We start from the raw sequence: 26,965 nt of genomic DNA, 5'->3' as shown, positions 1-26,965 counted from the left end.
TGAAAAGCCTGGGTCGAAAGATCCGGGTTTTTTGTTTTTATCAAATTCTCCTGCCTTCATCCCATGCTTGACCATCATGGGCTCCCCTCCGTCTACGCCCCTTCCGGATAACTCCGGAGCCAATGGATCCCCGCACTAGGCGGGGATGACAACCGATGGGTCTGGTGCGGCTGTACCTTTTCCGCGGCGTTCTCGGAGCGAGAATCCCTGGATCAACTCCAGAACAACCGCAGCGGGCTTGGCAAACGCCATTCCCCGCACCCGGTCATCCCATGGCCTGACCATGGGATCCACTCCGTGACATCTCCCTGTGGTAAAGTCCTTGCAGGCAGGAAATAAACCTCACAAATTCAAGTGCCGGCCGAGATCAAACCAGTCCGGGTTCATAGCCTCGATCAGATTGGCTTTCCACGCTCTAGGCCAGCGTTTTATGGCCTTTTCCCGGGTGATTGCCTCAAGGGCGGTCGCATGCTCCTCATACCAGACCAGCCGTTTGAGTGCATAGCGGGCGGTGAATCGCCCCCCGATGCCCGAAGTATGTTCATGGAGCCGTCTGCACAGATCGTTCGTCACACCGGTGTAAAGCGTGCCGCCCTTGCGCGTTGTCAGGATGTAGACCCAATAGCGCTTCTGCATGTGCTATAGGAAACGGTATGGATCCCATGGTCAAGCCATGGGATGACGGCGGAGTGTCGAAAAAGACTGTTCCTTCTCCGCGCCGTCCCGGCCTCCGAGCCGGGACCCAAACCGGACAAACAGATTCCGGATCAAGTCCGGGACGGCAATGCCGATAAAGCACGGTAAAAATATTATCCACGCCCCTGACCCCTGCCCGTATACTTCTCCCGTGCCTGTTCAACGGGCTTTCCGGGGGACCGTCCCTTGGGAAGGAACAGGCCGGGCGGGGCTGGGGGAAAGAGGTAACGGTTCTTTCCTGGCAGGTCCGGTGGTTAATGATCCCGGGGACCGTAGACCCGGGTGGAGCGGTGCGGCTGCGGAGGGCGCGGTGCGGGGGTGGCAACACCCAAGCGTCTGTTCGTGAGGCGGATCCACCATTGCCATGAGAAACAGCCCGGGCGGGGCGTGACAGCTTTTGCCGAAGAAACAATTTAAACAAGTAGCGCAAGGCAAAGCCTGGCGCGCCCCGCCACTCCTGTCTCAAACGGGCGGCGAAACAGCAAAAACGCCGGAGGAGATCCTCGCGGCGCTTTTGGTTCTAGCGCAGTCTGTTTGCGCCGTGTCTGTTTGCCCGTGTCTGTTTGTGCCGTCCCGGCCTCCGAGCCGGGATCAACCCGCGGGATAAGTTCCCGGTCAGGCGGCCCTTTGCTTGAGCGTTGAAAAACGCACCGCATTGGTCTGCCGCACGAAACTCAAGAGGCAAAGCCCGCCAACCACCAGCTCAACCACCAGCGCCGTTACCAGTCCGCTGTGCGGTGCGCCGTCCAGACCCATGCTGACAAACCGGCCAAGCGCATAGGCGAGAAATACGGTGGCACCGAGCGCTGCGGAAAGTCGGCTCACACCAGACAGGAACGCTCCGGCCAGAATGAGACCCCCAAGCGCTGCAAGGTTGGCACCCGGGGCGCGCAGTTCATTCAAAAGGCTCGGATTGCTGCCAAGGACGATGTCATAGGCAGCGTAAAAACCTGCCGGTACGGCGGTGATGGCAAGGCCGATGCCGAGCGCCGTGACACCGGCTACGCCAAGGATTGCTCTGTCAAACCACGGGATATGCATGATGGATCTCCTTCTTCACACACGTCAGGCAGCTGCCGACCAGGCACCGGAGCGCGCGGCATCCCGGGCATAGTCCGCAAACTCTTTCGGCGGGCGGCCAAGAGCGCGCTGCACCCCATCGGCAAGATGGGCGTTGCGGCCATCCAGTGTTTCGCGGGCAATCTCGGTAATGACACCGGCGATCATCTCGCCGCTGGAGCGGGCAACTTCTGCATGGAACTCTTCGAAGGAGATCGGCAGATGCTGAACAGGGCGTCCGATCGCAGTAGAAAGTTCCTGCGCCATATCGGCAAAGCTCAAAAGGCGAGGGCCAGTGACCACGTAGAGTTCGCCGTCATGCCCGTCCTCGGTCAGCGCGGCGACCGCCACCGCTGCAATGTCATCGACATCGACGATCGGTTCGCGGATATCGCCGCCCGGCATCGGCAGCACACCGGCCATAACGGGCTCAAACAATGCGCCTTCGGAGTAATTCTGCGCAAACCAGGCCGCACGGACGATGGTGAAGGCAAGTCCGGACGTGCGGACAACTTCTTCGGCGCGTTCCGCGTGATGCTCGCCGCGGCCGGTCAAAAGCACCAGTTTTTCAACACCGGCCTCCTTGGCCACCTTGGCGAAAGCCTCGACCTGCTCCACAGCGCCGGGCACGGCAATGTCAGGAAAGTAAGACACATAAGCAGCCGAGATCCCCTGAAGCGCCGGACCCCAGGTTTGCGGCTGCTCCCAATCAAATGGCACCTGCGCGCTACGCGATCCGCGGCGAACGGAAATGCCTTTGTCTTCAAGCGATTTGGCGATGCGGGAGCCGGTCTTGCCGGTCGCGCCGATTACGAGAATGGTCTTGTCTTGCATGGGTCCTCTCCGGATCAACTGTTGCGATGACCCAAAGATATGGATTTCGAAGAGACGAACAATTCTCGAACGTCTTCATTTCTTATCCGATCGTCCGCAGAAAGTGGACGAACAGAAAACTTCGTGGCACAGTCTTGCCCATGATGATGACCGCAACCCCACATGTTCCGAACCCGAATGCCATTGCCCAGCCGCTTGGCGACCCTCTTGGTGAAATCCTGCACCTTCTAAAACTCACCGGCACATTTTATTGCCAATCCCGGCTTACCGCCCCCTGGGGCGTTGCAATCCCGGGTTTTGACAATGTGATGAGTTTCGCCGTGATCATCGGCGGGCGCTGCTGGATGACGGTCGGCGGCACTGACCCGTTTCAGGTTGAAAAGGGCAACCTGGTGCTGATGACCAAGGGGCAGAAGCTTAACTTCCGAAGCGATTTGGATACCCCTCTTCTGACACTTGATGAATTGCCAATCCGGAAGGTCACTGAGCTCTATGAAACACTAGAGTTTGGCGGCGGCGGTGAGGAAACCAGCATCATGTACGGCATCGTCCGCCTTGATCATGCTGCAAGCGGGCTGTTGATGCAGCTCTTGCCTGAAGTCTTGAAGATCGACACCTGGACCGAAGATGCCGGCAGCTGGTTGCAGGGCACGCTGCAATTCATCGCAAGAGAAGCGCGGGAGCTGAGACCGGGCGGCGAAACCGTCATCACGCGGCTTGCCGATGTTGTGGTGATCGAGGCGATCCGCCGCTGGATCAACACGGCACCGGAAGCCAACAGAGGCTGGCTGAAAGCCGCCCGCGATCCGCAAATCGGCCGGGCCGTGCTGGCAATCCACCGCGCTCCGGCCGACAGCTGGACGCTGGAAACGCTGGCCGACGTTGCCGGCATGTCGCGCTCAGCGTTCTCTGCCCGCTTCACCGAACTCGTTGGGATGCCGGCAATCGAATACCTGACCGTCTGGCGGATGCATCTTGCCCGTGCACGGCTCCTGGAGACGAGCCAGCCCATCACCGCCATATCGGCCAGTCTCGGCTACCAGTCGGAACCAGCCTTTAACCGCGCCTTCAAACGGGTGTTTCACATGCCCCCGGGACAGGTCCGGAAAACTCATGCCGCCAACAGTTGACGGGCAGTCGCTGATAGTCGGCGCCCTTTCGCCTTTTGGGGGCCTTTTCTTGTGCGGCGCAAACAGGTTTAATCCGGCCAACGCAAATCTTAAGGGAGGCACGGGTGAGCAAGACGAACGCGGGTAATTTTTTCGAGGACTTTCAAATCGGTCAGGTGATCAAACACGCCACGCCGCGCACGATCACATCCGGCGACCAGGCGCTGTACACTGCGCTTTACGGCTCTCGTTTCGCGGTCCAGTCCTCCGATGCTTTCGCCCGCGCGCTCGGCTATGCCCACGCTCCGGTGGACGATCTCCTGACGTTTCACGTGGTCTTCGGCAAGACCGTTCCCGACATCTCGCTAAATGCCGTTGCCAATCTCGGCTATGCCGGTGGCCGGTTTCTTGCGCCGGTTTACCCGGGTGACACGCTGTCCACCGTCTCCGAAGTCATCGGCAAGAAGGAAAACTCCAACGGCAAGACCGGCGTCGTTTACGTGCGCTCCACCGGCTATTCGGACGACGGCACGGAAGTGCTTGATTATGTGCGTTGGGTCATGGTGAAGAAGCGCGATGTGACCAGCCCGCCGCCCGATGCTGTTGTGCCGGATCTGCCCGCCGCCATCGACCCGCAGGCCCTCGGCAACGCCGTGCCGCTGCTTGATACCGTACACTGGGAAAATGACCTCTCCGGCTCGCCCTTCCGCTGGGCCGACTACGAAGTCGGCGAAAAAATCGACCATGTCGACGGCATGACCGTGGAAGAGGCCGAACATCAGATGGCGACCCGGCTTTATCAGAACACGGCCAAGGTGCATTTCAACCTGCACACGGAAGCAGAAAGCCGCTTCGGCAAACGCCTGATCTATGGCGGCCATGTGATTTCGCTGGCCCGGGCGCTGTCCTTCAATGGCCTTGCCAATGCCTTCCATGTTGCCGGAATCAATGGCGGCCGGCATGTGGCCCCGCTCTTTGCCGGCGACACCGTTTATGCCTGGTCGGAAGTTTTGGAAAAGGCAGAGATCGATGGCCGGTCGGACGTTGCCGCCCTACGGCTGCGGCTCGTCGCCACGAAAAACCGCGCCTGCGCCGATTACCCGCTGAAGGATGCCGACGGCAAATACGAAGACGGGGTCATTCTCGATTTCGATTACTGGGCGTTGATGCCGAAATAACGGGATAGACTTTCCAAACCAAATCGGCGAGCGTTCCGGTTCGAAAACCAACTGGAGGCGAGCTGATGAAAACGGTCTCTTTCACACAGATGAAGGACGGCACCAAGGAGGATTACGATCTTCTGGCGGAGGCCGAAAAGCCGTTTCATGCTGCGACCGCAGAGCGGATCCTCGCAGAGCTAAAACGGCAGGGCGAGGACACCATGACCGGTTACAAGATCACCCGGATGGAGCATGGCCTGCAATCGGCAACCCGTGCGCTCCGGGAAGGCGCCGACATCGACTGGGTGGTCGGCGCGCTCTTGCATGACATCGGTGATGGCTTGGCACCGCAGAACCACGACCGGTTTTCTGCCGAAGTTATCCGCCCGTTCGTGCGCGACGAGGTTGCCTGGGTGGTCGAACATCATGGCATCTTCCAGATGCTTTATTACGCAAAGCATTACAACTGGGATGAAAACGCCCGCGACCAGTTCAAGGATCACCCGCATTTTCAGGCGTGCGCGGATTTCTGCGAGCGTTGGGATCAGGCGTCCTTCGATCCGGGCTACAATAGCGAACCGCTGGAGACTTTCGAGCCGATGGTGCGCGAGGTCTTTGACCGCAAGGCCTATGATCCTGCCGTCATCCGAGAGGGTGTTTCTACCGGGCTGCCCAAGGTCATTAGATAGAAGCGGATTTTAAGGTTTTTGAGCCGGCACCACATCGGTCGCGATCGGACCAACACCAGCTTCTGCAGCCTTGGGTCCGAAGGGCACCCAGCGCTTGAAGAAGTTGGCTGTGGAGTTCGTCCGGCTTTCATTGTTGGCCGCAAAGGCGGCTTCCACCGGTTGATTTTCCGCCGGAGACTCGGCGTTTGCGACGGCCGTTGGTGGCGTCTCTGCCGGTGCAGCTTCTGATGCGGCGGCGACAGGCTCTTCTGTACCCTCGTCACCGAAGCTCAGGACTTCGGCAATCTGGCTTTGCCGGTCTTCCCACCGCTGCTTGCGCTCTTCGCGGGCATCAAGCCGGGCCACGATGGTCTCAAACTTTTCGCTGTCGCGGTTCTGCTTGGCCGCAACCGCCATGGCAATACGCGGGCTAACTTCATAAGCCGGACATTTTGCACTGGCACGGAACGGCACCCCATCGACCAACGGTGTTGCGTCGAAGACGTATTTCTTTTCGCAGACAGAGATTGCCGGAGGCGTGTTGGTTACTTCGAAATGATCATATCCGGTCTTAAGCATCTTCCAGAATGCCAAGTGCTCACTGTCGTGATGCTTTGCCAGGTTTTCTGGCGTCATCCGGAACGGGAACGCCTGTACCTGGAAAGACCGTGCCCCGCCCTTGAAGCTGTCGCGGGCCAGCGCGTAGATATCCTGCACCTGTTCATCGGTCATGGCGTAACAGCCGCGCGAAGAACACGCGCCGTGAACCATCAGATGCGAGCCGGTTCTCCCATGGGCTTGGTCATACCGGTTTGGAAACCCAAGGTTGAACGCCAGATGGTAACTGGAGTTCGGGTTCATCAAGGCCGGCGTCACCTCGTAAAAGCCTTCCGGGGCCTGACGGTCGCCTTCCTTGAATTTCGGTCCAAGTTTGCCGGACCACTTGCAGATCTCGAACTCTTCCAGGAGCTTGAATTTGCCCGTCCGCGTCTGCTTCCAGACCTCCAGTTCGGATTCTTCCTTGAAAATCCGGATCATGATCGGTGACGTGGACGGCATGTTGAGGTCGGCCATCTTGCGCTTGATGGACGCGCTCACAGGAGCTTTGTGCTTGTTGGGACCAGAAGCGAAGTCGTCGGCCTGGCATCCGACCAACACGCCGGCCAAAAGTACGGCCGCAACGCGGGTGTACGCACGTTTATGCATGCGTTGATGGTCCGCCTGCCGGTTTTCCGCTGAAGACGAGAAACGCCCGAAGATCATGTACCTGTCCCAAACTGATCGGATCTTGTTCAACCGTTTGCGTATCGGCTGGCCAAAACTCCCATCTCGCCCCCAAAGACCAAGCTAGGCAAGGATGGTTGATGATACGTTACTGTATCTGCAGAAAGGCAGCGAACCACAATCCGGTGATAAACACAGCTATCCCGCTGGCTCTTTTCGCAGTTCTGCCTCAGTGACGGCAGAATCTGGCCACACAATGGCGAAAAGCCGCCAAGTGGCGGCCTTTCATCAAAATCTCGTCAGAAAAGACGGATCAGGAGAGCGTCCGGCCAATAGCGATGAACTTCTCCCGCCGCTGCTTGCGCAGCTGATCGGCGCTCAGCCCGGCCAGTTGCTTCAACTCTTCCTCGATCGCCGATCCGGCGGTGTCGATGACAATCTCGCGAGCACGATGCGCGCCGCCGACCGGTTCATCGACAATGCTGTCGATGACACCCAGCTGTTTCAAATCCTGAGCTGTGATCTTGAGAGCTGTTGCTGCGTCCTGAGCCTTTGCGCTGTCGCGCCACAAGATGGATGCCGCCCCTTCCGGCGAAATCACCGAATAGATGGCATGTTCCATCATCAAGACCTTGTTGGCCGTGGCAACTGCGATCGCGCCACCTGAGCCGCCCTCACCGATCACCACGGCGACAGACGGCGTTCCAAGCCCAAGGCCGGCATCCGTCGACCGGGCGATAGCCTCGGATTGACCACGCTCTTCGGCACCGCGGCCTGGATAAGCACCGGATGTGTCCACGAAAGAAATTAGCGGCAAACCGAAACGCTCAGCCATTTCCATGACGCGCACAGCCTTGCGGTAGCCTTCCGGGCGAACCATGCCGAAGTTGTGTTTCAGCCGGGTTTCAGTATCGTGCCCTTTTTCCTGGCCAAGCACGGCAACGGACTGGCCACGAAACCGGCCGATACCGGCCACAAGCGCATGGTCTTCAGCGAAATTCCGATCACCTGCGAGCGGCGTAAAATCCTCGATCAGTCCGGTGATGTATTCAATCGCATGCGGCCGGTCCGGATGACGGGCCACGAGTGTTTTCTGCCAGGGTGTCAGCTTCGCGTAGATGTCTTTCAGCGTCTGCGCGGACTTCGTTTTCAGCCGGTCGATCTCGCTTTCAACATGAACAGCTTCACCATCTTCTGCGGCCAATGCCCGCAATTCCTGGATCTTGCCTTCGATGTCGGCGACGGGCTTTTCGAATTCCAAATAGCTGTGCATGTACTCGCTAACCTGAAACATGTTGGACCCGCGGCTTTTTACGGGGCCGAAAATCAAGAGCCGGCAGCACAGGTGTCCCACCGGCATGGTTATGAGGGCTGTATCAAGAGACGGGAAGTGGTGCAAGCTTTCCCGGCAACTCAGATCCCGCCAGCCTGATCAACTTCTGCAACAGACTGACTTGGCATTCAATAGAAGACCATCGGACGCAGGAGGTTGGATCCCGGAAATGAAGCTATCGTGCGGCCCGGTCACTGCCATTGCCATCAATGTTGAGTTTTGAAGCCTCAACCAGCAATCGACCATTCTTCGTTGCTATCGAAATCCGGTATGGCACCAGAACATTGTCCCGGCCCATCGGCGCCAGCCAAATCTCCATGGGCGCCTTTGCCATGTATTTCACCGACTCTTTGGATGGACGGTGACCTGCAACCGGAACCCATTTGGCTTTGCAAACCACGACCAAACCGTCATAACCGCGGCCGGAAACTTCCTTGGTGCCCTGGTAGGACAGCTTGATGTCGAACCGGGTCCAACCGTCAAAAATCGGCAATTTGCGCGAACAGGCTTTCGGACCGAGGCTGTCCTTTGCCCGCCGGACCGGCATCAACGCAGCGCTTAGGGGATCCATCGCGTTACGCCGATGGCGGTTTGTCACTTTGATGCGTTCCGCATTCGGCTTGAATTTCGGTGTGACCTCCATGGACCGGATGTTGCCCGACCCCTGGTTCAGGTTGACATAGAAATCCAGATTGGCCGCATGTGATGCCATGCGGTACTTGGACGGAACCACCTTGGAACCGACAAGCCAGCCGGATGCCTCAGCGCCGCCCTTTCCGGTCGAAAAGAGTGTTCCGATCCCAGCCGGCGCCATCGCGACCTTTGCCGAATAGGCGTTGCCTTGCATCACCAGAGAGAGCGTCCCTCGAGCAACCTTGAACCCGGCAATCGATATGGAATAGACACCCCCGACGGTGCTCTTCTTAGCGTGCGCCGGAGTAATCAGGAGAGCTCCTGCCAGAAACGGCAGAACTGCCATCCGTCCAATTGACTTTATACCAATCACTTCAAAACCTCCGCGCCGCACTGCCGGCGGCGTTCGCGCCCCCGCGCCAAGGATGTTCCGCAAGGTCAACAATAGCATGAAATCACCCTTGCGAACCGTGTCAATTCTTCTAAATCTTGGTAACTCACTGGTTAACACATTGCCGAATGCGGAATAAAAGTAAGGAATCGCATCAAAGGCGCGCAGATGTCTTGACGTTCGCGCACACTCCCTTTATAGCGGGGCAACTTTTTTCCGAGAATTGCCGGAGACGATGTCGCCGGACCTCAGGTCCGCGCCGCTTCCGGTTGGTCTTGCTGGGTTCCTGTAACGGCCCAGCCACAAAAACAAAAGGTGATATGATGGCTCGCCGTTGCGAACTCTCTGGCAAAGACGTGATGACAGGCAACAACGTCTCTCACGCAAACAACAAATCCCGTCGCCGGTTCCTGCCGAACCTGTGCAACGTGTCCCTGATGAGCGACACGCTCGGCGAAACATTCAAGCTGAAAGTCAGCGCCCACGCTCTGCGTTCTGTTGAGCACCGTGGCGGCCTTGACGCGTACCTGATGAAAGCTTCTGACGCTGAGCTTTCCGACAACGCACGCAAGATCAAAGTCAGCATCAAGCGTAAGCAGGAAGAAGCTGCTGCTGCTTAACCCTTAAGGGGTCAAAAATGGAAAAAACCCGGAGTTTCTCCGTGGCCGATCTCGCCATCGCGGTCTTCGCGATGGCGATTGTCGTTGTGGCCTCGAATTTTCTGGTCCAGTTCCCGGTCGAGCACACGCTGGCCGGAGTTAATCTAGCGGACCTCTTGACCTGGGGCGCCTTCACCTATCCGATCGCGTTTCTGGTCACCGACCTGACGAACCGGCGCTTCGGCCCGTCCGCAGCCCGGAAAGTCGTTCTCACCGGTTTTGTGATTGCGATTGTTGTCCCGATGATTTTCTGGACGTTTGATGAAGCCTTCACGACCCCCCGGATCCTCGTCGCCTCTGGAACAGCGTTTCTTGTTGCCCAACTGCTCGACGTGACGATTTTCGATCGACTCCGCCGCTTGACCTGGTGGAAAGCACCGATCGCTTCGTCACTGATCGGCTCCATGATCGACACCCTGCTGTTCTTCGGGATTGCCTTTGCTGCGGCCTTCGCCTTCATCGATGTCAGCTTTGGCATGGAAGACGGCTCACTTGCGTTCCCGGTTCCGTTCCTCGGGATTGCCGATGCCTTCCAGGTTCCGCTGTGGGCTTCGCTGGCCGTTGGTGACTTCATGGTGAAAATACTGGTCGCTGTCGCGCTGCTTGCACCGTACCGGATCGTGCTGAACATGGTCCAGCCGCAGCCAAACGGATCAGCCGCCTGAGGCAACCCTCAACAAAAATTTCATAAGGCGCCCATTGCGGCGCCTTTTTTATTGTTCATTCAAACGGAAGCGCAAAAGCAGCGTGCGTTGCAGCAGCGAGCGGTTGTTGTCGGACAAAAGTGTCAGGATGGTTTCACCGGCTGTATTCTGGTGAACGGCCAGGGCTTCCATGTTATCGATCTGGTAATTGAAGTCCGCCTCCAGAAGGATTTCCCCGTCCAAGACAGCCCCGGCCTTGAGATCGCTGCCTATAAGCCGCCGCAACCTGAGGCCAATCAGGTCTTTCATGTTGAAGCGCCGCTCCATCAGGAGAAGGTCTCCATTGGGCAAGAACGCAGCATCTGTCACATCAAAGCGGTCATGGCGTTTAATTGAAAACTCTTCAGCACCGTCCGGACCAAGGACAAACCCGAGGAAATCGTGCTCATCGCTGGGTGTTGTTTCGCTGATCGCAATCAGCTTGCTATCAAGATCACCACCTTCCGGTCCTGCGGCCAACGCTTCTATGCCCGTGTTGCCCGGCAATCTGTCCAGCGCCTTCGGCAAGGCCAACTGACCAAGCATTCTTTCATCCCCGGTTAGGAGCGGCCACTCATAGTGATACACTGCGTGATTGCGCTCTGCGGACACGTAAAGGCCAGTGGCATTGACGGTCAGCGCCTCGGTGTCATGTCCCCAGCGGGCTCTGAGTGACTTTCCATCCGCACCCAACAGGACCGCGTAGCGCAGATCCGACAGCCCGGTTGGAGCACCTTCGTCCGTTTGCTCGACCGTCGCGGCAACCCAGTGGCCATTGTCGGTCACTGCAAGCAAGCGATTGCCGTCATCAAGACTGATCACCCCGGACAATCCGCCGGTCTTGCGATCGGACGCCAAGATCTCAAATCCGCCTAGAAACGTCAGCTTCCCGAACTCGGTGTTGGAATGACCTATATGGAAGGTCTCAATCGGCCGTGTCTTCACCCGAACCTGTTTTGCCTCATCCAGGAGACCTTCGGCCGATACGGGCGCAGAAAACGACAGAACCGCTGCAGCCAGTCCGGCTCCAGCGGTTCCGATAATCCTGGAGAAGAAAGCGCTCATGCCCTCATCCCTCACTCATCGGCGCCCAGCCCGGCGCTGGCGGCCTCTACCGAATTGCGCCGCCATCTGGACCTCATCATCAAAGAGGTCGGCGAGCTGGTCGGTCATGGCGCCTGCAAGCTCTTCTGCGTCGACGATGGTGACAGCCCGGCGATAGTAGCGTGTCACGTCGTGGCCGATACCGATAGCAATCAGCTCCACCGGCGAGCGCGTTTCGATGTCCTCGATCACATGGCGCAGGTGACGCTCCAGATAGTTGCCCGGATTGACCGACAAGGTCGTGTCATCAACCGGTGCACCGTCTGAAATCATCATCAGGATGCGGCGTTGTTCCGGCCGGGCCATCAACCGGTCATGCGCCCAGAGCAGCGCCTCTCCGTCAATGTTCTCTTTCAAGAGGCCTTCGCGCATCATCAAGCCGAGATTGCGGCGGGCACGCCGCCAAGGCGCATCTGCGGACTTGTAGATGATATGGCGCAGATCATTCAGCCGGCCGGGTGTCGGGGGTTTGCCAGCACCTATCCAGCTTTCTCGTGACTGACCGCCCTTCCAGGCTTTCGTCGTGAAGCCAAGAATTTCGACTTTCACGCCACACCGTTCCAGCGTCCGTGCAAGAATGTCGGCACAGGTGGCCGCCACCGTGATCGGACGTCCGCGCATGGATCCTGAATTGTCCAGAAGAAGCGTGACGACGGTATCCCGGAAGTTGGTGTCCCGCTCTTGCTTGAAGGCCAGAGGCGCCATCGGGTCGGTCACAGCCCGGGTCAGGCGCGCTGTATCCAAAAGACCCTCTTCAAGGTCAAAATCCCAGGCCCGGTTCTGCTGGGCCATCAACTTGCGCTGCAACCGGTTGGCAAGGCGGGCCACGGCCCCTTGCAGATGGGTCAGCTGCTTGTCGAGGAACCCGCGCAAGCGATCCAGCTCAGCGGTGTCGCACAGCTCTTCAGCCGTGATCGTTTCATCGAACTGGGTCGTGAACACCCGGTAATCGGATTCCGGCGGCTTGTTGGAGAACGGGTGATCCTGACGGTCACTTTCGCCAGCTTCTTCAGAATCGTCGGCCATGTCCTGGTCGACCATTTGGTCGAAGTCGGCTTCAGAGGCTTCCGTATCACCAGAATCTTGCTCTTCACCGGAAAGTTCCATTTCCTGAGGCGCGGCTTCCTGCTCGCCGCTGTCCTCCTCGGTGTCGTCCCCGGTTTCCGCTTCGTCGTTGTTGCCGGCGTCTTCGTTCTGATCGGGATCAAGGTCCTCGTCCTGCTCACCCAATTCATCCGCCATATCGAGGGACTTCAGGACGTCGCGCAAACGCGAGGCAAATCCGTTTTGGTCCTCGACCTCGGCTTCGAGACCGTCAAGCTCCGCGCCGGCCTTGCTTTCCACCCAGTCGCGCCACATGTCGACCAGCTTGGCGGCACTTTCCGGCGGCTTGGCACCGGTCAGGCGTTCCCGAACGATCAGCGACAGAGCATCTTGAAGGGGGGCTTCTTCCCGGCTCGCAATGTCCGGCGCGCCGGACTTGCGATACTTGTCGTTGAGCATCACAGCCAGGTTGTCGGCCACGCCCTGCATCCGGCGGGCACCGACCGCTTCACAACGCGCTTGCTCAACAGCCTCGAAGATCGCCCGTGCATCCATGCCTTGGGGCATGTTCTTGGCGTGAACAGCCTTGTTGTGACAGGCAATCTTCAGCGCCATGGAATCCGAGAGGCCGCGTGTGACCGCGACTTCATGCGCATTCAGCTTACGGGACGGTTCAGGCAAGCGGGCGGACAGGCCCGACAAGCCCGGCCGGTCGCCGGAAAATGTGACTTCCAGCTCCGCCTCGCCCGATATCGCCCGCATGGTTCCGGCGACGGACTGTTTCAGCGGTTCCGTCGTCGGGGCGGGCTTGTTGCCCGGAAGAGAGTTGCTACCTGGCCGCGGCGCCATAGGGACCTCAGCTCATTACAACGTTAACGGCGGATTCCGGCAGATCTTCACCGAAGCAGCGTTGATAGAACTCTGCCACAAGCGACTGTTCCATGTCGTCGCACTTGTTCAGGAAGGTCAAGCGGAAGGAGAAGCCGACATCACCAAAGATTTCAGCGTTTTCCGCCCATGTGATCACCGTACGAGGGCTCATCACAGTGGAGAGATCCCCATTGATAAACGCGTTCCGCGTCATGTCCGCAAGACGAACCATCTTGGACACCGTGTTCCGGCCTTCCTCGTTCTGGAAGTGCTTGGCCTTCGACAGAACAATATCGACTTCGTTGTCGTGCGGAAGATAGTTCAGCGTGGTGACGATCGACCAGCGGTCCATCTGTGCCTGGTTGATCTGCTGCGTGCCGTGATAAAGACCGGACGTATCGCCAAGACCGACCGTATTCGCTGTTGCGAACAGCCGGAAGGCGGCATGCGGACGGATGACCCGGCTTTGATCGAGAAGCGTCAAGCGGCCCGAAGACTCCAGGATCCGCTGGATTACGAACATCACGTCAGGACGGCCGGCGTCGTATTCGTCGAACACCAGCGCAACATTGTGCTGATAGGCCCAAGGCAGAATGCCGTCCTTGAATTCGGTGACTTGCTGACCGTCCTTCAGAACGATCGCGTCTTTGCCGACCAGGTCGATACGCGAGATGTGACTGTCGAGGTTGACCCGGATACACGGCCAATTCAGACGCGAGGCAACCTGTTCGATGTGCGTCGATTTGCCCGTCCCGTGGTAGCCGGTCACCATCACACGGCGGTTATGCGCAAAACCCGCCAGAATTGCCAGGGTCGTTGCCCGGTCGAAAAGATAATCGGGATCCGGTTCCGGCACATGCTCTGACGGCGTGGAAAAGGCCGGCACCTTCAGGTCCGACTTGAAGCCAAACACCTCTTCGACGGAAATTTCAGTGTCCGGCATCGCCATGGCCGCAGTCGTCGTCTCAGTCATCAGTCCTCCGCAGTCCCGGAGCGCCGGGATGGGTCGTTTGGGAAAAGCGAGCAGGGGCCTGCAAGCTTAGAGGAAACCGGCCTTTTTCAGAACGTTGTACGCCTGAATGATTTCCCGCAGGCGGTCTTCCGAAGAGCGATCCCCGCCATTGGCATCCGGATGGTTTAATTTCACAAGTTCTTTATAGCGCGCTTTGATTTCGCTTCCACGTGCTGTGTACGGCAGATTGAGCACATCAAGCGACCGTTTTTCAAGCGTCAAAAGCTTTCTTTCGCGCGGGCGGCGCACTTGTTCGGCCCGGCGTTGCGCATTGCCGCGCATCGATGCCCTTGCGTCAAACCCGTCAGGTCCATCGGCCGCCTGGCGGTTGACGCCCATTTTCCAGGTCGGACGATGGCCGGTCAGACTGTCCTTCTGGTAACTGCGGACATCATCGTCGCCCATGCCGGTAAAATAGTTATACGTCTTATTATATTCGCGAACGTGGTCCACGCAGAAGTGAAAGTATTGGCCTTCGCGGTCACGACCTTTTGGCGCCTTGTGTGTACCCGGGCGTTTGCACCCCGGGTGTTCACAAACGGGATGCCGGTCTTCGGTCATCCGCTCCTTGCGCTCTTTGTCCGGCTTCACCCGGATGCTGTCGAATATTTTTGAATCGAGTTTCATTGGGTCGATTATGGGATCTTGTATCCACCGGGCAAGCCGGTGACGGTGGTATTTGGCGGTCTTCCAGAGTCTTTTCGACGTTGAAACGGGCTCAGGAAATCAAACAGCCTGAGACAATATCAGCCTGTGCAGCACACGCCTAGACTTGAACTTTTCATCCATGCTCCCCAAAGTCCGGAAATGAGCATGAAACAGAACATTACCGACAAGCTGACGGCTGCTTTTGCGCCGTCCCACCTCAATGTGATTGACGAATCGGAAAACCATCGCGGGCATGGTGGCTGGCGCGAGGGCGGCGAGACCCATTTCCGGGTTCAGATTGCCGCTGACGCCTTTCAGTCGATGTCCCGCGTCGGGCAGCACCGCGCGATCAATGAGGTTCTGGCCGACGAACTTGCCAGCAGCGTTCACGCCTTGGCCATCGAAGTCAAAAAGCCCGCGTAATTCCCGAACCAACTGATTGGATCAAGCGGAAGCCGCCGCCCGGATTTTGCTTAGCGGCATGATTCTCAGACGTGTGATCCGGTTTTTCTCTCGCCGCAATACCGTGAAGCGGAACCCGTGGAAGGTGAAGATCTGACGCTCTTCCGGGATCATCCGCGCCTCATGGATAACAAGACCGGCAATGGTCGTTGCCTCGTCATCCGGCAAGTGCCAATCCGCTGCACGATTGAGATCCCGGATCGGCACGGAGCCATCGACAATCACGGACCCGTCCGCTTGCGGGCGCAAGCCTTCAAGCTCCAGATCATGTTCGTCTGCAATCTCGCCGACGATCTCTTCCAGAATGTCTTCAAGGGTTACGAGGCCCATGACCTCACCATACTCATCCACCACAAGGGCGAAGTGGGTTTTCTTGCGCAGGAACGCATTCAGCTGATCTTGCAAACTGGTCGTGTCCGGTATGAACCAGGCAGGTCCGGCAATTTCGAGGATGTTGATTTTCGCGGCGTCACCGTTCGCCTGGTTAAGAGCGCGCAGCAGGTCCTTTGCGTGGAGAACCCCTACAAAATTATCGCTTTCTCCACGCCAGAGCGGCAAACGCGTGTGAGGGGAGGCAAGCGCTGCCTCAACCAGATTGGCCGGGTCATCATCTGCGTTGAGCGCCACCATGTTTGTGCGATGGACCATCACATCGGAGACTTCCAGCTCAGCCAAGTCCAACAGACCACCGATGCGATCGCGCTCACCTTTTTCCAGACCGCCTTCCATGTGCTGAAGATCAACGGCACCGCGCAGTTCCTCATGCGCGGACAGAATTGACGCATCATCTCCGATGTTCACACCGAGCATTTTCAGGAGCATGCGCACGATCCATTCGACCCCAATCACGACGGGGCCGAACACCGCGACAACAACCCGCACGATCGGCGACACGGTCAACGCGAACCGTTCGGGATTGGAAATCGCCCAAGTTTTTGGAAGAACTTCCGCAAATACCAGGACAAGTGCGGTCATGACCAGGGTCGCAATCGCCACGCCGGCTTCGCCAAACAACGCCAGAAACACAGTCGTCGCTAGAGCTGACGCGAGAATGTTGACCAGATTGTTGCCCAGCAAGAGCGCACCGATCAGGCGTTCCCTCGACGCAATCAAACGCCCCGCAACCCGGGCCCGCCAGTCTCCGGTTTTCTCAAGCTGATGCACCCTTGCGCGGGACGCAGCAGTCAACGCTGTTTCGGAACCGGAAAAGAAGCCGGACAAAAACAGAAGAAAAAAGATGGCGGCAATTGAGAGCCAAAGTGCGGTCTCGGTCATGGGTTCAGTTTTTCCTTCAAGAACTCTGACACCAGATAGGGATCAACACCCTTTTCGACAAAGGCTTCCCCGATTCCCCTCGTCAAAACAAAGGTCAGAGCGCCCCGGCTCACCTTTTTGTCCTGTGCAATCAGATCCATGAACACCTCGACACCGGGCAGTTGCCCTGGAATGTCGGCAATGCGGATCGGCAGCCCCACATCTGTTAGGTGCTTTTCAACCCGGCCAACGGTGTCTGCTCCAATCAGGCCGAGTTTCTCGGAAAACTCATGCGCCAGCATCATGCCAATCGCAACGCCTTCACCGTGCACGAGACGCTCGGTCTCATAGGACACTGCGCCCTCCAGCGCATGACCGAATGTATGACCGAGATTCAGAAGTGCCCTGCGGCCTGATTCCAGCTCATCGGCGGCAACAACATCGGCCTTTGCCTGGCAGGACCGCGCAACGGCTTCGTCCCGCTCTTGTCCACCTGAAAAGATGCCATGCCAGTTGGTTTCCAGCCACGCAAAGAAATTGGCATCCCCGAGAAGACCATACTTCGCGACTTCAGCGTATCCGGCCCGGAAATCGCGCGGGGTGAGCGTGTCCAGAATCGCGGTATCGGCCAATACGAGCGCCGGCTGATGAAACGCGCCAATCAGGTTCTTGCCATGGCGCGAGTTGATCCCGGTTTTTCCGCCAACGGAACTGTCGACCTGCGCCAACAAGGACGTTGGCACCTGGATGAAGGCCATCCCCCGGCGCACCGCAGACGCCACAAATCCGGTCAAGTCACCAACCACACCGCCGCCCAGAGCAACGATTGCGTCGTTGCGTTCAAGCCGTGCGGTCAGGACTTCATCGCACAAACGCTCAAACTGCGAAAAGCACTTGGTGCTCTCCCCGGCCGGCACCGTGATCGGCGTGAAGTCAATCCCGGCCTTCTCCAGACTGGCTCCAAAAGCTTCAAGGTGAAGTCTTGCGACATTTTCATCCACAATCACCGCCAGCCGGGCGCCCGGCAGAACCGCGGCAATTTCCGCGCCCGCAGTTTCCAGAACATTCCGTCCGATGCGGATATCGTAACTGCGCGCCTCGAGGTCGACGCGAACGGTTTGCATTGCTTGCGACGAGATGGCGTCAGCGGCATACAGATTTGCCATTTGCTTGGGTTCCAAACTGCAATGGTTGTCAGGAAAGGCTCAGTCAGCCTTGTCCATAAAGGTGGTTTGCGAGGGTCAGGACAATCTGGTCAACCACGGCCTCGTGGGGCACGTCTTTCGAGGTTACCGTCAGCTGAGCCCGCGCATAGACCGGTTCGCGTTCGGCCATCAGCTTGCGCATGGTGCCTTCCGGATCCGGATTGCGCAGAAGCGGACGTGTTGAACGGCGGCGCACCCGCGCCATGACAGTCTCAAAATCAACCTTCAGCCAAATCGACAAGCCATTCGACTCAATTTCCGAGCGGGTCGCGTCGCTCATGAAAGCACCGCCTCCGGTGGCCAGCACTTGCGGGCCCTCCTGCAGAAGTCGGGCAATCACACGCTCTTCACCACTGCGAAAATAAGGTTCGCCGTGTTCCGCAAAGATTTCCGAAACGGTCATATTCGCAGCGCGTTCAATCTCGCTGTCAGCGTCCACAAACTCCAGGCCGAGCCTTTGAGCAAGGCGCTTGCCCACCGTTGATTTGCCGCATCCCATGATACCGACCAATACAATCGACCGTTTGCCAAGCGCAGCAACAAGGTGCTTCAGATCAACCGTGTCTGCCCCCCTGCCATCGGCAGGATTTGGCGACATCTGGGTGTTTTCGTGTTTCTTCATGGCGGCGTTTTACCATATTCGCGGCAAAACGCACGAGGGCACAGCCGGAAACATCAACGCTTGCACTGTGCAGCGAACTTGCAACAGACAACAGCTTGGGGAACCATTCAAAGAAGTCTGATTCGACACCAACGGAGACCATCGTGCCAACGCTCACACGCCTCTTGATCGTGCTTCTCATCTTGGGCGCACTCGGCTACGGCGCGGTCTATTCACTCGCGACATTCGTGGAGCCACGCGAACGCGAAATTACTGTGCGGGTCAAGAAAGATGGATTTGGCCGCTGATGGCAACCGGGTTTGATCTGGAAAACTTCCTGGAAATGCTCGCCGCAGAACGCGGCGCGGCGGAAAACACGTTGGCAGGCTATCGGCGGGACCTGGAAGATTATTCCGATTTTTTAGGCCGGACAAAACTGGCTGAGGCGAACTCGGACCACATCTCGGGATATATGAGTGACCTCACCCGCCGCGGATACGCTGAAACGTCCCAGGCACGGCGGCTGTCGGCCCTCAAGCAGTTCTACAAGTTTCTTTATTCGGAGGGCAGCCGCCAGGACGATCCAACCCGAACCTTATCGGCACCAAAGAAACGCAGCAGCCTGCCAAAAGTGCTCTCCATGGACGATGTTGGCTGCTTGATCGAAACAGCACGTCTGCAAACAGAAGCGTCTCACAAATCAGCCGCAGCCGCCTTGCGCGCGCAGCGCATGTACACGCTCATCGAGGTGCTTTATGCGACCGGGCTCCGGGTCTCCGAGCTGGTATCTTTACCGGTTACCGCCGCCTTGAGAGACGCACGGCTGATTGAGATCAAGGGCAAGGGCGGCAAGGAGCGCCTCGTTCCTTTGTCTCATGCCGCACAGTCTGCCATGAAGATGTATGTCGGGCTGCGTTCGGCGGAAAGCGCTTATGAAAACAGTCCGTGGCTGTTCCCCTCTCATGGTGGAAGCGGGCATTTGACGCGTCAACACTTCGGTCGGGACCTCAAAGACCTCGCGGCCGCGGCAGGATTGGATTCGTCGAAAGTCTCCCCGCACGTCTTGCGGCATGCCTTTGCATCGCATCTCTTGCAAAACGGAGCAGACCTGCGCGTGGTCCAGCAACTGCTTGGACACGCGGACATTTCCACCACACAAATCTATACCCATGTGCTGGATGAGCGGCTGCGGGAACTGGTGGAAACGGCCCATCCGCTTGCCCGGAAATAGGCCGCAAATCCTCTGTTGCGCCGCAGCAAAGCAACACCTACACTCCGCTGCCTAAAATTTTAGCACCGGACCTAGAAATATGCTGCAGCCCGCCAGCACTTACGACACGCTCACACAGAGTTTTGCATGGCCTCAGCCGGCGACGTACAACATGGCGGCGATTGTCAGCGATCAATGGGCAGCTGCAACGCCGGACCGGCTGGCGATCCGGCGTGTGTTTGACGACGGGCAGACCGAAGACTGGAGCCACCTGGAGCTTAACCGGGCTGCGAACCGGTTTGCGAACGCCTTACAGGCACTCGGAGTAAAGCCCGGAGACCGGGTCGCCCTGCTCCTGCCTCAAATCCCGCAAACCGCCATTGCGCATCTTGCCACGTATAAAATCGGCGCGATCGCGGTTCCACTGGCCGCCCTGTTCGGCTTGGAAGCCCTCAGCTACCGGCTGTCTGATTCCGGCGCGAAAGCTTTGGTGACAGACACCGCAGGCCTTGCCAAGCTGAGCGAGGTCCGGGACCAACTTCCAGGTCTGGAGTTGGTCATCTCCGTTGATGGAACCGAGCAAGGCGTTGAAGCATTTTCTGATTTGCAAGAGCGCGCTTCAGACGCATTTCAAACAGTTCAGACCAGCCCGAATGACCCGGCTTTGATGATCTACACATCCGGCACTACGGGCCAGCCCAAGGGCGTACTTCATGGTCACCGTGTGCTGATGGGACACATGCCGGGGATCGAACTCTCGCAAAACTTCCTTGGACAACCGGACGACCATTTCTGGACACCAGCCGATTGGGCTTGGGCGGGCGGTCTGCTGAACGCCCTTTTCCCAGCTTTGTCGCTCGGGGTTCCGGTCGTCTGCCACGCTTCACGGAAGTTCGATCCGGAATTCGCATTCCGGCTCTTGGAGCAACAGAAGATCCGCAATGCGTTCATTCCACCAACCGCATTGCGCATGCTGCGGGCCGTCGAGAACCCGACCAGCCGGTTCAAGTTGAACTGGCGCAGTGTCGGATCAGCCGGAGAATCGCTCGGCAAGGAAACCTACGACTGGTTCGCGGATGAATTCGGCTTCAAGGTCAACGAGTTCTATGGCCAGACCGAATGCAACGCAGTCCTCGGCTCCAGCGCGGCCCTTGGCATTACCCGGTCCGGCGCGATCGGCAAGGCAACGCCCGGCCATGACGTTGCGATCATTGACGAAGCCGGAAATCCTGTGCCTGCAGAAACGCTCGGTCAGATCGCCGTAAAGCGTCCAGATCCCGTAATGTTCCTTGAATACTGGAACAAACCGGAGGCGACGAAGGACAAGTTTATCGGCGACTGGATGATCACTGGGGATCAAGGAGTGATGGATGAGGACGGGTATGTCCATTTCGTCGGCCGTGACGATGACCTCATCACCTCTGCCAGTTACCGGATCGGTCCGGGGGAAATTGAAGACTGCCTGATCAAACATCCGGCCGTTGCGCTGGCCGCAGCGGTTGGAAAACCGGACCCGCTGCGCACCGAAATCGTCAAAGCCTATGTGGTTCTGAAAACCGGGGAACAGCCGACACCCGCCCTGGAAGACAGCATCCGCTCGTTCGTTCGGGATCGCTTGTCCGCACACGAATACCCGCGTGAAATTGGGTTTGTCGACTCCCTGCCCATGACCACGACAGGCAAGGTCATCCGCAGAATTCTGCGCAATCAGGCCCGCGAAGAAGTCGCCTGAGTCGCTACCTCAGTCCGGACGGTCAGGCAGCCAGCAAGGCGGAGAGATCCGCATGGCTGTCCACCACCTTGTGCGCGCCCGCACTTTTAAGCTGCTCCGCGTGACCATCATGACTGTGGCCACCACCGACAAATCCCCAGACGGTCATCCCGGCGGCAAGGCCGGCCAGAACACCATTGGAACTGTCCTCAATCACCAGACAGTTTGCCGGTGCAAAACCCAGTTTTTCAGCCGCGAACACAAACAAGTCCGGTGCCGGTTTGCCGTTGGTCACTTGTTCACCGGAGTAGATATGCGGCGCAAAATAGTCGTGGAGGCCGGTGTGCTGAAGCTTATGAATCAGGCGGTGGAGACGGGACGACGAGGCAACCGCTCGCGGACCGTCATGCGCTTCGAGCAAGGCCTTGATCCCGGCGATTTCTGCGAGTTCGGAGTTGATCCGCTCCAAAGTCGCGGCATCGAGTTCCGGGCCAAACGTTTCGGGCAGAGGCCCTTTGCCTAATGCTTGGTGATCATCATCCAGCCTGGCCCAGAAATCGGCACTCCCAAGCCCCTGAAAACGGTTCATGTAGTCTTCCAGGCTATAATTCAGGCCAATCCGGGCGAGATGTTCACGCTCCACCTCAACATAGATTTTCTCAGAATCGACCAGAACGCCGTCGCAGTCGAAGAGGATCGCCTCAAAAGTCATGTCATTCCGTATTTGTTAGTGTGAGCCGTCGAAGAGACCTTTAACCACCTGTCTTTGAAACAAGATGACAAGGATGGCTGGAGGCAAAACGGCGACGACCGCGAGCATGACCCCGGACAGGCTGTTCTGTCCGAAAAACTGCATTCCCCTGACAACTGTGTAGGACGCTTCATCGGATGTGATCATGACCGGCCAGAGGTACTGGTTCCAGCCTGTGACGAAAAGCACCAGAAACAACGCAGATGCTGTGGGCAGGCACAAGGGCGCCAGGATATCGGCCAGGAACCGCAATGGCCCGGCCCCGTCCAGCCGTGCGGATTCCTGGAGCGTGTCGGGAACCGTCATCAGGAATTGCCGGAAAAACAGCGTGCCAAGTCCGGACGCAGCGAGCGGTAGGATCAGTCCAGCGTGCGTGTTGACGAGCCCAAGATCGGCGGCAACGGCGTAGGTTGCAAGAAACCGGGATTCCAGCGGAAGCATCAAGGTCAAGAGCAGCAGCCAGAAGATAAACGTCGCAAACCGGACCCTGAAATAGAGAAGCGCAAAGGCAGCCAGAAGCGAGACCACGGTTTTCAACGCAGCAAATCCAGCCCCGAAAACAAAGGAGTTCCAGAGCATAAGCGCAGCAGTCACATCACCGGAAAAGCCAGCACTTGTTGTGAAAAACGAGGTGTAGTTCTCAAGACCATGCGCCCCGATATCCAGGCGCGGTGAGATCCGCGTGCCAGGCGGATGCGTGGTTGCTGCAAACAAGGCGTAAACCGGCAAGCTCATGAACAAAGCACCGGCAATCAGAATGACATGGTCAACAAATTGAGCGCGAAAACGCCGCCAGGATGGCATCAGGAGTGTTCCGGAAAACAAGAAAGAGCGCGGAGAGTAGACCCATTCGCAGCGAATTGAAAAGGCTTAGAGCACAACAATACCCGAATGCTTCGCCTTGTGTTCCGGCTCCACGTGGATGGTAATCCGGGCGCCCGGCACATCTTCACTGATGGCTGCCTCGATCCGGTCGCAGATCTCATGGGCTGCTTCAACGGTCATGGAGCCGGAAACCACGAGATGAAAATCAATGAAGGTTGTCTTTCCGGCGATTCGCGTTCGTAGGTCATGCGCTTCCAGCGCGCCTTCGCCTTGCTCGGAAATCTGCAGCCGGATCTTTTCGAGAACATCGGCTGAAGCTGCCTCGTCCATAAGGCCACCGACAGATTCTTTGACCAGTCCCCAACCGGACCACAAGACCGTGAGGCCAACCAAAATCGCCAAGACCGAGTCCAAGATCGTCCAACCGGTCAGAAGGACGAGAACCACGCCAATCAGAACACCAAGGGAACTGACAACATCAGTGAAAAGGTGCTTGCCATCGGCGACAAGCGCCGGCGATCGGACCTTCCGGCCGACCCGCATCAGATAAGCCGCCCAGAGCCCATTGATCAGTGCGGCCAGAACATTCAACCCGATGCCGAGCGGTGAAAAATCGGGACTGTCGCCGTGTACAAGGCCCATCCAGGCAGCCCTGAAGATCGACAAGGCGGCCAGCACAATCATCACGCCAACAAGAACAGCGGCGAAATACTCTGCCTTGTCATGGCCATAAGGATGATTGCTGTCGGCAGGTTTGGAAGCGAACCAGACTGCTATGAGCGCTGCAAAGGACGAGGCTACATTGACGATTGTTTCCAAAGCGTCGGAGTAGAGCGCAACAGACCCGGTCAGCCAGTAGGCACCGAATTTCAGGCCAAGGACCACAAGACCGATTGCAATACTGAAAAAGGCAATACGGAGCTGCAAGCCAACCGCCATTAAGACCCCCTAAGGCCTCGGCGGCCCGCTGGTTTTCTAAGCGCTGCAAGGGGTAACAGGTTTTGCCCTCAAGACAACCGGCAATCGGGACTATCAAGTGAAAACCGGGAACCTATGGCGTGTCATGTTTGATTGAATTCAGGCTGCTTCAGGTTTCGCGTACGAGACAAAGCCGCGTGGCAGCGGCACCTGAACCCGTTTGAACGCGACGTGCTCTAAAACCGATCAATGCTCAAACAGCAGTTGGCCTGATAGCCTTTCAAAAAGAACCCCGGTAGTTGGCCGGGGTGTTTTGGCGGGTTGGCGATTTCTCAGAACTTGTGCGGACCGGCTGGACGCAGCACCTAAAAACCCTTCTTCCAATCCATCGCCGCAGCGCCAATGATCTGGCCGGGTCCCTCATTATCCTCAACCTGGATCAAAATGATGCACCGGGCGTCGCTGATAAGGTTCAGCTTCGTCTTTGCCATGCGGAACGTCTCTTCGCCGCCCGACCACATGCCCATCGGCATAAGATCCCGAACTACGTTCACATAGGTGATTTCGCGGCCCGCATTTTCCCCGCGGCCAATGTCCACTGTCGCTTCATCCTGCACGCGCAGGAAATAGACGGTTGCCATTTTTGCACCCGCAGGCAACTCGCCGCTGACCTTAGCCTCGACGGCCATATCCGAGATTTTGAGTGTCACGTCAGTAGCCAGCGGTTCGGCACGCTTCAAGGCAGCACGGACATCCGCTTCGCGGCTTCCGACAACATGTTCTTCACCGTTGATCACCATCTGCGGAGTATAAACCGACCGGTCGCCGCGCTTTTGCGCATAGGCACGCTGGCGCTGCGAATGAACCGGGCTCGCCAGCGTGTCTTTCCATCCAAGGTAATCCCAGTAATCGACCGGCAAAACCAGCGTCAGGATATCCCCCTCTTCCTGTACAAGCTGCTCAGCGAGCCGGTCAGCCGGCGGGCAGGAAGAGCAGCCTTGGCTGGTGAAAAGCTCGACGACTTTCTGCGGCCCCGCGTTCGCTGCATTCAAGGAAATGCCCGCCGCAAATAATCCGCAAACAAAAATGAAACACGCTCGGACAGCGTGTCTTGCTGTCCGGGTATGGATGCCCACCATTGGCTCTTGTCCCGTAACTGTTTTCCGTAAGATAGGCAGGCACCGTGTAAAGAGCGAGTCACGTGGCGGTGATAGCGCGCGCACCGCTGGTTTTTCGCACGTTTGTGAAAATTGTAAGACAGCCCGTGATCAGCGCAAGGGTTTCACCCCTCGGCCATAATCTTCCTCAGTTCCGGAAGGAAACCGGTCTCATAGCTTTGCGGATCGAGCGGGCCGATGAACTTGTAGCGGATAGTGCCGGTCTTATCGACAATGAAGGTTTCCGGAACGCCGTAGACACCCCAGTTGATGGCTGTCCGTCCGCTGTCATCGACGCCGATGCGGTCATAAGGGTTGCCGAGACTTCCAAGGAACCGGCGCGCGTTCGCGGCTTTGTCCTTGTAGTTGATCCCCAGGAGCTGGAACCCATCAAGCTTCGCCAATTCTTCCAGGAGCGGGTGCTCTTGCCGGCACGGGCCGCACCAGGACGCAAAGATGTTCACAACGGAAACCTGACCGATCAGGTCTTCACGCGAAAATCCGGGCATTGGAGCGCCGTTTTCAGACAAGCCCTCAAGCGGCTCCAAGGAAAACTCCGGCGCAGGTTTATTAATCAGCGCGGATGGGATCTTGCTCGGATCGTCTCCGAGCGTCAGCTGAAACAGGAACAGCCCGGCAAGCGCTGCAAAAACAATCAAGGGCAGCAGGACGAGGACCGGAAAGCCACGTTTTTTGGGCTCAGATCCCGAACCATTTTCAAGTGTGCTCATGAGACCTGAGTGCTCCTGTCTTCCGGCCTTGCGCGTTTGATGCCTTGGTCAGCGAGGTCGTTCAGAGCTTTTTCCTGCGCGGCCTTGTCCAATCGCACCCATGCGATCAGGACCAGGACCGTTAATAGGCACAGGCCATAAGAGGCGAGGATAAATCCGGCGTGTGGTCCAAGATCCATGACGTCACTCCGCAGGTTGGGCGGCCCCGGCAGGACCTGGCTGTGCGGCACTGGCTGCGCGCATCCGCAGAGCGCGGACACGCCGCCGCAGGATTTCATTGCGCATGGCCATCAAGTGAAGAACAAAGAACAACAGTGTGAAGGCAACGGCCATCACCAACAGCGGCCACAAGATATCCGGGTGAATGGTCGGGCCATCAAACCGCATCACACTCGCCGGCTGATGAAGTGTGTTCCACCAATCGACGGAAAATTTGATGATCGGCAGGTTGAGGGCACCGACGAGGGTCAGAACAGCCGCAGCTTTCCCGGCCTTGATCGGGTCTTCCATCGTGCGCCACAGTGTCATCAGGCCCAGATACATGATGAAAAGGACGAGGACGGACGTCAGGCGGGCATCCCAGACCCAGTAGGTGCCCCACATGGGCTTGCCCCACAAGGAGCCGGTCACGAGCGCCATAAAGGTGAAAGCGGCACCGATGGGGGCAGCGCTTTTCGCCGAAACGTCCGCCAGCGGATGCTTCCAGACCAAGGTTCCGATCGACGACAGGGTCATGACCGAGTAGCACATCATGCACAGCCAGGCGGCAGGAACATGGATGTACATGATCCGCACCGTGTCCCCTTGCTGATAATCCTCCGGCGCGACGAAGAAGCTCATGTAAAGCCCGACCGCGAACAACAGGAGACACAGCCCTGTCAACCAGGGGAGGACCACCTGCACGAACCTCAAAAACCGCGTCGGATTTGCGTAATCCCAGAATGCCATGGAACCGTTCTAATCTAGAGCTTTGCCCGCTTCAATGGACAAGTCTGCCGCAGGAGGCATTGAGG

The 26,965-nt window shown here is 57.9% G+C and carries 29 protein-coding genes; 9 read left to right on the top strand and 20 right to left on the bottom strand.

What is annotated here, in order from left to right:
* Positions 1 to 342 precede the first annotated feature (342 nt).
* From AC0J4F_RS07035 to AC0J4F_RS07025, 3 genes are all read right to left on the bottom strand, one after another.
* Positions 343 to 636 (bottom strand): GIY-YIG nuclease family protein, encoded by a 294-nt coding sequence (locus tag AC0J4F_RS07035; RefSeq protein WP_473025812.1) that lies wholly within the window; start codon positions 634 to 636, stop codon positions 343 to 345.
* Between the two features lie 675 nt (positions 637 to 1,311).
* The gene (locus tag AC0J4F_RS07030) at positions 1,312 to 1,737 is read right to left on the bottom strand and encodes a DUF4345 domain-containing protein (RefSeq protein WP_422020724.1); all 426 of its coding nucleotides are present in this window, start codon (positions 1,735 to 1,737) and stop codon (positions 1,312 to 1,314) included.
* A gap of 24 nt (positions 1,738 to 1,761) precedes the next feature.
* A complete protein-coding gene (locus AC0J4F_RS07025) occupies positions 1,762 to 2,589 on the bottom strand; it encodes an NAD(P)H-binding protein (RefSeq protein ID WP_473025811.1) in 828 nt (275 codons plus the stop codon).
* A gap of 140 nt (positions 2,590 to 2,729) precedes the next feature.
* On the opposite strand from AC0J4F_RS07025, the gene AC0J4F_RS07020 reads away from it, so the two are divergent.
* The 3 genes from AC0J4F_RS07020 to AC0J4F_RS07010 all read left to right on the top strand — a co-directional run bounded on the left by AC0J4F_RS07020 (position 2,730) and on the right by AC0J4F_RS07010 (position 5,547).
* Positions 2,730 to 3,719, top strand: a complete 990-nt coding sequence (locus tag AC0J4F_RS07020; protein WP_473025810.1) for an AraC family transcriptional regulator — start codon at positions 2,730 to 2,732, stop codon at positions 3,717 to 3,719.
* A 104-nt stretch (positions 3,720 to 3,823) separates the two neighbouring features.
* Positions 3,824 to 4,876 carry a MaoC family dehydratase gene (locus AC0J4F_RS07015; RefSeq protein WP_133952365.1) on the top strand — a complete coding sequence of 351 codons (1,053 nt, stop codon included), beginning with the start codon at positions 3,824 to 3,826 and terminating at the stop codon, positions 4,874 to 4,876.
* A 65-nt stretch (positions 4,877 to 4,941) separates the two neighbouring features.
* Positions 4,942 to 5,547 carry an HD domain-containing protein gene (locus tag AC0J4F_RS07010; RefSeq protein ID WP_473025809.1) on the top strand — a complete coding sequence of 202 codons (606 nt, stop codon included), beginning with the start codon at positions 4,942 to 4,944 and terminating at the stop codon, positions 5,545 to 5,547.
* Positions 5,548 to 5,556: 9 nt separating this feature from the next.
* Here the strand turns inward: AC0J4F_RS07010 and AC0J4F_RS07005 are convergent, their stop codons facing one another.
* The 3 genes from AC0J4F_RS07005 to AC0J4F_RS06995 all read right to left on the bottom strand — a co-directional run bounded on the left by AC0J4F_RS07005 (position 5,557) and on the right by AC0J4F_RS06995 (position 9,167).
* Positions 5,557 to 6,789, bottom strand: a complete 1,233-nt coding sequence (locus AC0J4F_RS07005) for a L,D-transpeptidase family protein (RefSeq protein WP_473025808.1) — start codon at positions 6,787 to 6,789, stop codon at positions 5,557 to 5,559.
* A 274-nt stretch (positions 6,790 to 7,063) separates the two neighbouring features.
* A complete protein-coding gene (locus AC0J4F_RS07000; RefSeq protein ID WP_133952638.1) occupies positions 7,064 to 8,023 on the bottom strand; it encodes an acetyl-CoA carboxylase carboxyltransferase subunit alpha in 960 nt (319 codons plus the stop codon).
* A gap of 235 nt (positions 8,024 to 8,258) precedes the next feature.
* Positions 8,259 to 9,167, bottom strand: coding sequence for a DUF3108 domain-containing protein (locus tag AC0J4F_RS06995; protein WP_209002571.1), 909 nt, complete (start codon positions 9,165 to 9,167; stop codon positions 8,259 to 8,261).
* Positions 9,168 to 9,430: 263 nt separating this feature from the next.
* Between AC0J4F_RS06995 and rpmB the strand changes: the two genes are divergently transcribed.
* Together rpmB and AC0J4F_RS06985 are read left to right on the top strand one after the other, a co-directional pair.
* Complete coding sequence (gene rpmB, locus AC0J4F_RS06990; protein WP_055671930.1) at positions 9,431 to 9,727, top strand: 50S ribosomal protein L28; 297 nt, start codon at positions 9,431 to 9,433, stop codon at positions 9,725 to 9,727.
* A 17-nt stretch (positions 9,728 to 9,744) separates the two neighbouring features.
* Entirely contained in the window at positions 9,745 to 10,431 is a 687-nt protein-coding gene (locus AC0J4F_RS06985; RefSeq protein WP_133952369.1) for a queuosine precursor transporter, read from the top strand.
* 48 nt (positions 10,432 to 10,479) lie between these two features.
* On the opposite strand, the gene AC0J4F_RS06980 is transcribed toward AC0J4F_RS06985, so the two are convergent.
* The 4 genes from AC0J4F_RS06980 to AC0J4F_RS06965 all read right to left on the bottom strand — a co-directional run bounded on the left by AC0J4F_RS06980 (position 10,480) and on the right by AC0J4F_RS06965 (position 15,106).
* Positions 10,480 to 11,514, bottom strand: a complete 1,035-nt coding sequence (locus tag AC0J4F_RS06980) for an esterase-like activity of phytase family protein (protein WP_133952371.1) — start codon at positions 11,512 to 11,514, stop codon at positions 10,480 to 10,482.
* A gap of 15 nt (positions 11,515 to 11,529) precedes the next feature.
* Complete coding sequence (gene cobT, locus AC0J4F_RS06975; protein WP_473025806.1) at positions 11,530 to 13,446, bottom strand: cobaltochelatase subunit CobT; 1,917 nt, start codon at positions 13,444 to 13,446, stop codon at positions 11,530 to 11,532.
* Between the two features lie 7 nt (positions 13,447 to 13,453).
* Positions 13,454 to 14,440 carry a cobaltochelatase subunit CobS gene (cobS, locus tag AC0J4F_RS06970; RefSeq protein ID WP_473025805.1) on the bottom strand — a complete coding sequence of 329 codons (987 nt, stop codon included), beginning with the start codon at positions 14,438 to 14,440 and terminating at the stop codon, positions 13,454 to 13,456.
* Positions 14,441 to 14,506: 66 nt separating this feature from the next.
* Complete coding sequence (locus AC0J4F_RS06965; protein WP_133952375.1) at positions 14,507 to 15,106, bottom strand: DnaJ domain-containing protein; 600 nt, start codon at positions 15,104 to 15,106, stop codon at positions 14,507 to 14,509.
* 180 nt (positions 15,107 to 15,286) lie between these two features.
* Between AC0J4F_RS06965 and AC0J4F_RS06960 the strand changes: the two genes are divergently transcribed.
* Positions 15,287 to 15,550: a BolA family protein gene (locus tag AC0J4F_RS06960; protein WP_473025804.1), complete on the top strand. Its 264-nt coding sequence runs from the start codon at positions 15,287 to 15,289 to the stop codon at positions 15,548 to 15,550.
* Positions 15,551 to 15,571: 21 nt separating this feature from the next.
* Here the strand turns inward: AC0J4F_RS06960 and AC0J4F_RS06955 are convergent, their stop codons facing one another.
* The 3 genes from AC0J4F_RS06955 to AC0J4F_RS06945 are packed head-to-tail and all read right to left on the bottom strand — an operon-like array spanning position 15,572 to position 18,670.
* Entirely contained in the window at positions 15,572 to 16,864 is a 1,293-nt protein-coding gene (locus tag AC0J4F_RS06955) for an HlyC/CorC family transporter (RefSeq protein ID WP_133952379.1), read from the bottom strand.
* Positions 16,861 to 18,009, bottom strand: a complete 1,149-nt coding sequence (gene aroB / locus AC0J4F_RS06950) for a 3-dehydroquinate synthase (RefSeq protein WP_473025803.1) — start codon at positions 18,007 to 18,009, stop codon at positions 16,861 to 16,863. Before aroB ends, AC0J4F_RS06955 begins: the two co-directional genes overlap by 4 nt.
* A gap of 43 nt (positions 18,010 to 18,052) precedes the next feature.
* A complete protein-coding gene (locus AC0J4F_RS06945; RefSeq protein ID WP_473025802.1) occupies positions 18,053 to 18,670 on the bottom strand; it encodes a shikimate kinase in 618 nt (205 codons plus the stop codon).
* 143 nt (positions 18,671 to 18,813) lie between these two features.
* On the opposite strand from AC0J4F_RS06945, the gene AC0J4F_RS06940 reads away from it, so the two are divergent.
* The 3 genes from AC0J4F_RS06940 (at position 18,814) to AC0J4F_RS06930 (ending at position 21,591) form a co-directional block, all read left to right on the top strand.
* Positions 18,814 to 18,957 carry a hypothetical protein gene (locus AC0J4F_RS06940; RefSeq protein ID WP_008192774.1) on the top strand — a complete coding sequence of 48 codons (144 nt, stop codon included), beginning with the start codon at positions 18,814 to 18,816 and terminating at the stop codon, positions 18,955 to 18,957.
* Positions 18,957 to 19,880, top strand: coding sequence for a site-specific tyrosine recombinase XerD (xerD, locus tag AC0J4F_RS06935; protein WP_473025801.1), 924 nt, complete (start codon positions 18,957 to 18,959; stop codon positions 19,878 to 19,880). The genes AC0J4F_RS06940 and xerD overlap by 1 nt, the downstream gene beginning before the upstream one ends.
* Positions 19,881 to 19,959: 79 nt before the next feature.
* Positions 19,960 to 21,591 (top strand): AMP-binding protein, encoded by a 1,632-nt coding sequence (locus AC0J4F_RS06930; RefSeq protein WP_473025800.1) that lies wholly within the window; start codon positions 19,960 to 19,962, stop codon positions 21,589 to 21,591.
* A gap of 22 nt (positions 21,592 to 21,613) precedes the next feature.
* Here the strand turns inward: AC0J4F_RS06930 and AC0J4F_RS06925 are convergent, their stop codons facing one another.
* From AC0J4F_RS06925 to AC0J4F_RS06895, 7 genes are all read right to left on the bottom strand, one after another.
* Complete coding sequence (locus tag AC0J4F_RS06925) at positions 21,614 to 22,282, bottom strand: HAD family hydrolase (RefSeq protein WP_133952390.1); 669 nt, start codon at positions 22,280 to 22,282, stop codon at positions 21,614 to 21,616.
* Positions 22,283 to 22,297: 15 nt separating this feature from the next.
* A complete protein-coding gene (locus tag AC0J4F_RS06920; protein ID WP_133952392.1) occupies positions 22,298 to 23,125 on the bottom strand; it encodes an ABC transporter permease subunit in 828 nt (275 codons plus the stop codon).
* 66 nt (positions 23,126 to 23,191) lie between these two features.
* Entirely contained in the window at positions 23,192 to 24,085 is an 894-nt protein-coding gene (locus tag AC0J4F_RS06915; RefSeq protein ID WP_133952394.1) for a cation diffusion facilitator family transporter, read from the bottom strand.
* A gap of 344 nt (positions 24,086 to 24,429) precedes the next feature.
* The gene (locus AC0J4F_RS06910) at positions 24,430 to 25,116 is read right to left on the bottom strand and encodes a DUF1223 domain-containing protein (RefSeq protein ID WP_209002572.1); all 687 of its coding nucleotides are present in this window, start codon (positions 25,114 to 25,116) and stop codon (positions 24,430 to 24,432) included.
* Between the two features lie 230 nt (positions 25,117 to 25,346).
* Positions 25,347 to 25,952, bottom strand: a complete 606-nt coding sequence (locus AC0J4F_RS06905) for a DsbE family thiol:disulfide interchange protein (RefSeq protein WP_133952396.1) — start codon at positions 25,950 to 25,952, stop codon at positions 25,347 to 25,349.
* Complete coding sequence (gene ccmD / locus AC0J4F_RS06900; RefSeq protein WP_133952398.1) at positions 25,949 to 26,131, bottom strand: heme exporter protein CcmD; 183 nt, start codon at positions 26,129 to 26,131, stop codon at positions 25,949 to 25,951. Before ccmD ends, AC0J4F_RS06905 begins: the two co-directional genes overlap by 4 nt.
* 4 nt (positions 26,132 to 26,135) lie before the next feature.
* On the bottom strand, positions 26,136 to 26,900 hold the full coding sequence (locus tag AC0J4F_RS06895; protein WP_133952400.1) for a heme ABC transporter permease: 765 nt from the start codon (positions 26,898 to 26,900) through the stop codon (positions 26,136 to 26,138).
* Between the last annotated feature and the right edge of the window lie 65 nt (positions 26,901 to 26,965).

This window comes from Roseibium sp. R5 (assembly GCF_055755305.1).
Note: the sequence above shows the minus strand (reverse complement) of the source record. Positions and strands in the feature narration are given on the sequence as shown.

Coding starts and splice junctions, on each gene's coding strand:
- AC0J4F_RS07035 (WP_473025812.1), bottom strand. CDS start 636: ATGCAGAAGCGCTATTGGGTCTACATCCTGACAACGCGCAAGGGCGGC.
- AC0J4F_RS07030 (WP_422020724.1), bottom strand. CDS start 1,737: ATGCATATCCCGTGGTTTGACAGAGCAATCCTTGGCGTAGCCGGTGTC.
- AC0J4F_RS07025 (WP_473025811.1), bottom strand. CDS start 2,589: ATGCAAGACAAGACCATTCTCGTAATCGGCGCGACCGGCAAGACCGGC.
- AC0J4F_RS07020 (WP_473025810.1), top strand. CDS start 2,730: ATGATGATGACCGCAACCCCACATGTTCCGAACCCGAATGCCATTGCC.
- AC0J4F_RS07010 (WP_473025809.1), top strand. CDS start 4,942: ATGAAAACGGTCTCTTTCACACAGATGAAGGACGGCACCAAGGAGGAT.
- AC0J4F_RS07005 (WP_473025808.1), bottom strand. CDS start 6,789: ATGATCTTCGGGCGTTTCTCGTCTTCAGCGGAAAACCGGCAGGCGGAC.
- AC0J4F_RS07000 (WP_133952638.1), bottom strand. CDS start 8,023: ATGCACAGCTATTTGGAATTCGAAAAGCCCGTCGCCGACATCGAAGGC.
- AC0J4F_RS06995 (WP_209002571.1), bottom strand. CDS start 9,167: ATGCTATTGTTGACCTTGCGGAACATCCTTGGCGCGGGGGCGCGAACG.
- rpmB (WP_055671930.1), top strand. CDS start 9,431: ATGGCTCGCCGTTGCGAACTCTCTGGCAAAGACGTGATGACAGGCAAC.
- AC0J4F_RS06985 (WP_133952369.1), top strand. CDS start 9,745: ATGGAAAAAACCCGGAGTTTCTCCGTGGCCGATCTCGCCATCGCGGTC.
- AC0J4F_RS06980 (WP_133952371.1), bottom strand. CDS start 11,514: ATGAGCGCTTTCTTCTCCAGGATTATCGGAACCGCTGGAGCCGGACTG.
- cobT (WP_473025806.1), bottom strand. CDS start 13,446: ATGGCGCCGCGGCCAGGTAGCAACTCTCTTCCGGGCAACAAGCCCGCC.
- cobS (WP_473025805.1), bottom strand. CDS start 14,440: ATGACTGAGACGACGACTGCGGCCATGGCGATGCCGGACACTGAAATT.
- AC0J4F_RS06965 (WP_133952375.1), bottom strand. CDS start 15,106: ATGAAACTCGATTCAAAAATATTCGACAGCATCCGGGTGAAGCCGGAC.
- AC0J4F_RS06960 (WP_473025804.1), top strand. CDS start 15,287: ATGAGCATGAAACAGAACATTACCGACAAGCTGACGGCTGCTTTTGCG.
- AC0J4F_RS06955 (WP_133952379.1), bottom strand. CDS start 16,864: ATGACCGAGACCGCACTTTGGCTCTCAATTGCCGCCATCTTTTTTCTT.
- aroB (WP_473025803.1), bottom strand. CDS start 18,009: ATGGCAAATCTGTATGCCGCTGACGCCATCTCGTCGCAAGCAATGCAA.
- AC0J4F_RS06945 (WP_473025802.1), bottom strand. CDS start 18,670: ATGAAGAAACACGAAAACACCCAGATGTCGCCAAATCCTGCCGATGGC.
- xerD (WP_473025801.1), top strand. CDS start 18,957: ATGGCAACCGGGTTTGATCTGGAAAACTTCCTGGAAATGCTCGCCGCA.
- AC0J4F_RS06930 (WP_473025800.1), top strand. CDS start 19,960: ATGCTGCAGCCCGCCAGCACTTACGACACGCTCACACAGAGTTTTGCA.
- AC0J4F_RS06925 (WP_133952390.1), bottom strand. CDS start 22,282: ATGACTTTTGAGGCGATCCTCTTCGACTGCGACGGCGTTCTGGTCGAT.
- AC0J4F_RS06920 (WP_133952392.1), bottom strand. CDS start 23,125: ATGCCATCCTGGCGGCGTTTTCGCGCTCAATTTGTTGACCATGTCATT.
- AC0J4F_RS06915 (WP_133952394.1), bottom strand. CDS start 24,085: ATGGCGGTTGGCTTGCAGCTCCGTATTGCCTTTTTCAGTATTGCAATC.
- AC0J4F_RS06905 (WP_133952396.1), bottom strand. CDS start 25,952: ATGAGCACACTTGAAAATGGTTCGGGATCTGAGCCCAAAAAACGTGGC.
- ccmD (WP_133952398.1), bottom strand. CDS start 26,131: ATGGATCTTGGACCACACGCCGGATTTATCCTCGCCTCTTATGGCCTG.
- AC0J4F_RS06895 (WP_133952400.1), bottom strand. CDS start 26,900: ATGGCATTCTGGGATTACGCAAATCCGACGCGGTTTTTGAGGTTCGTG.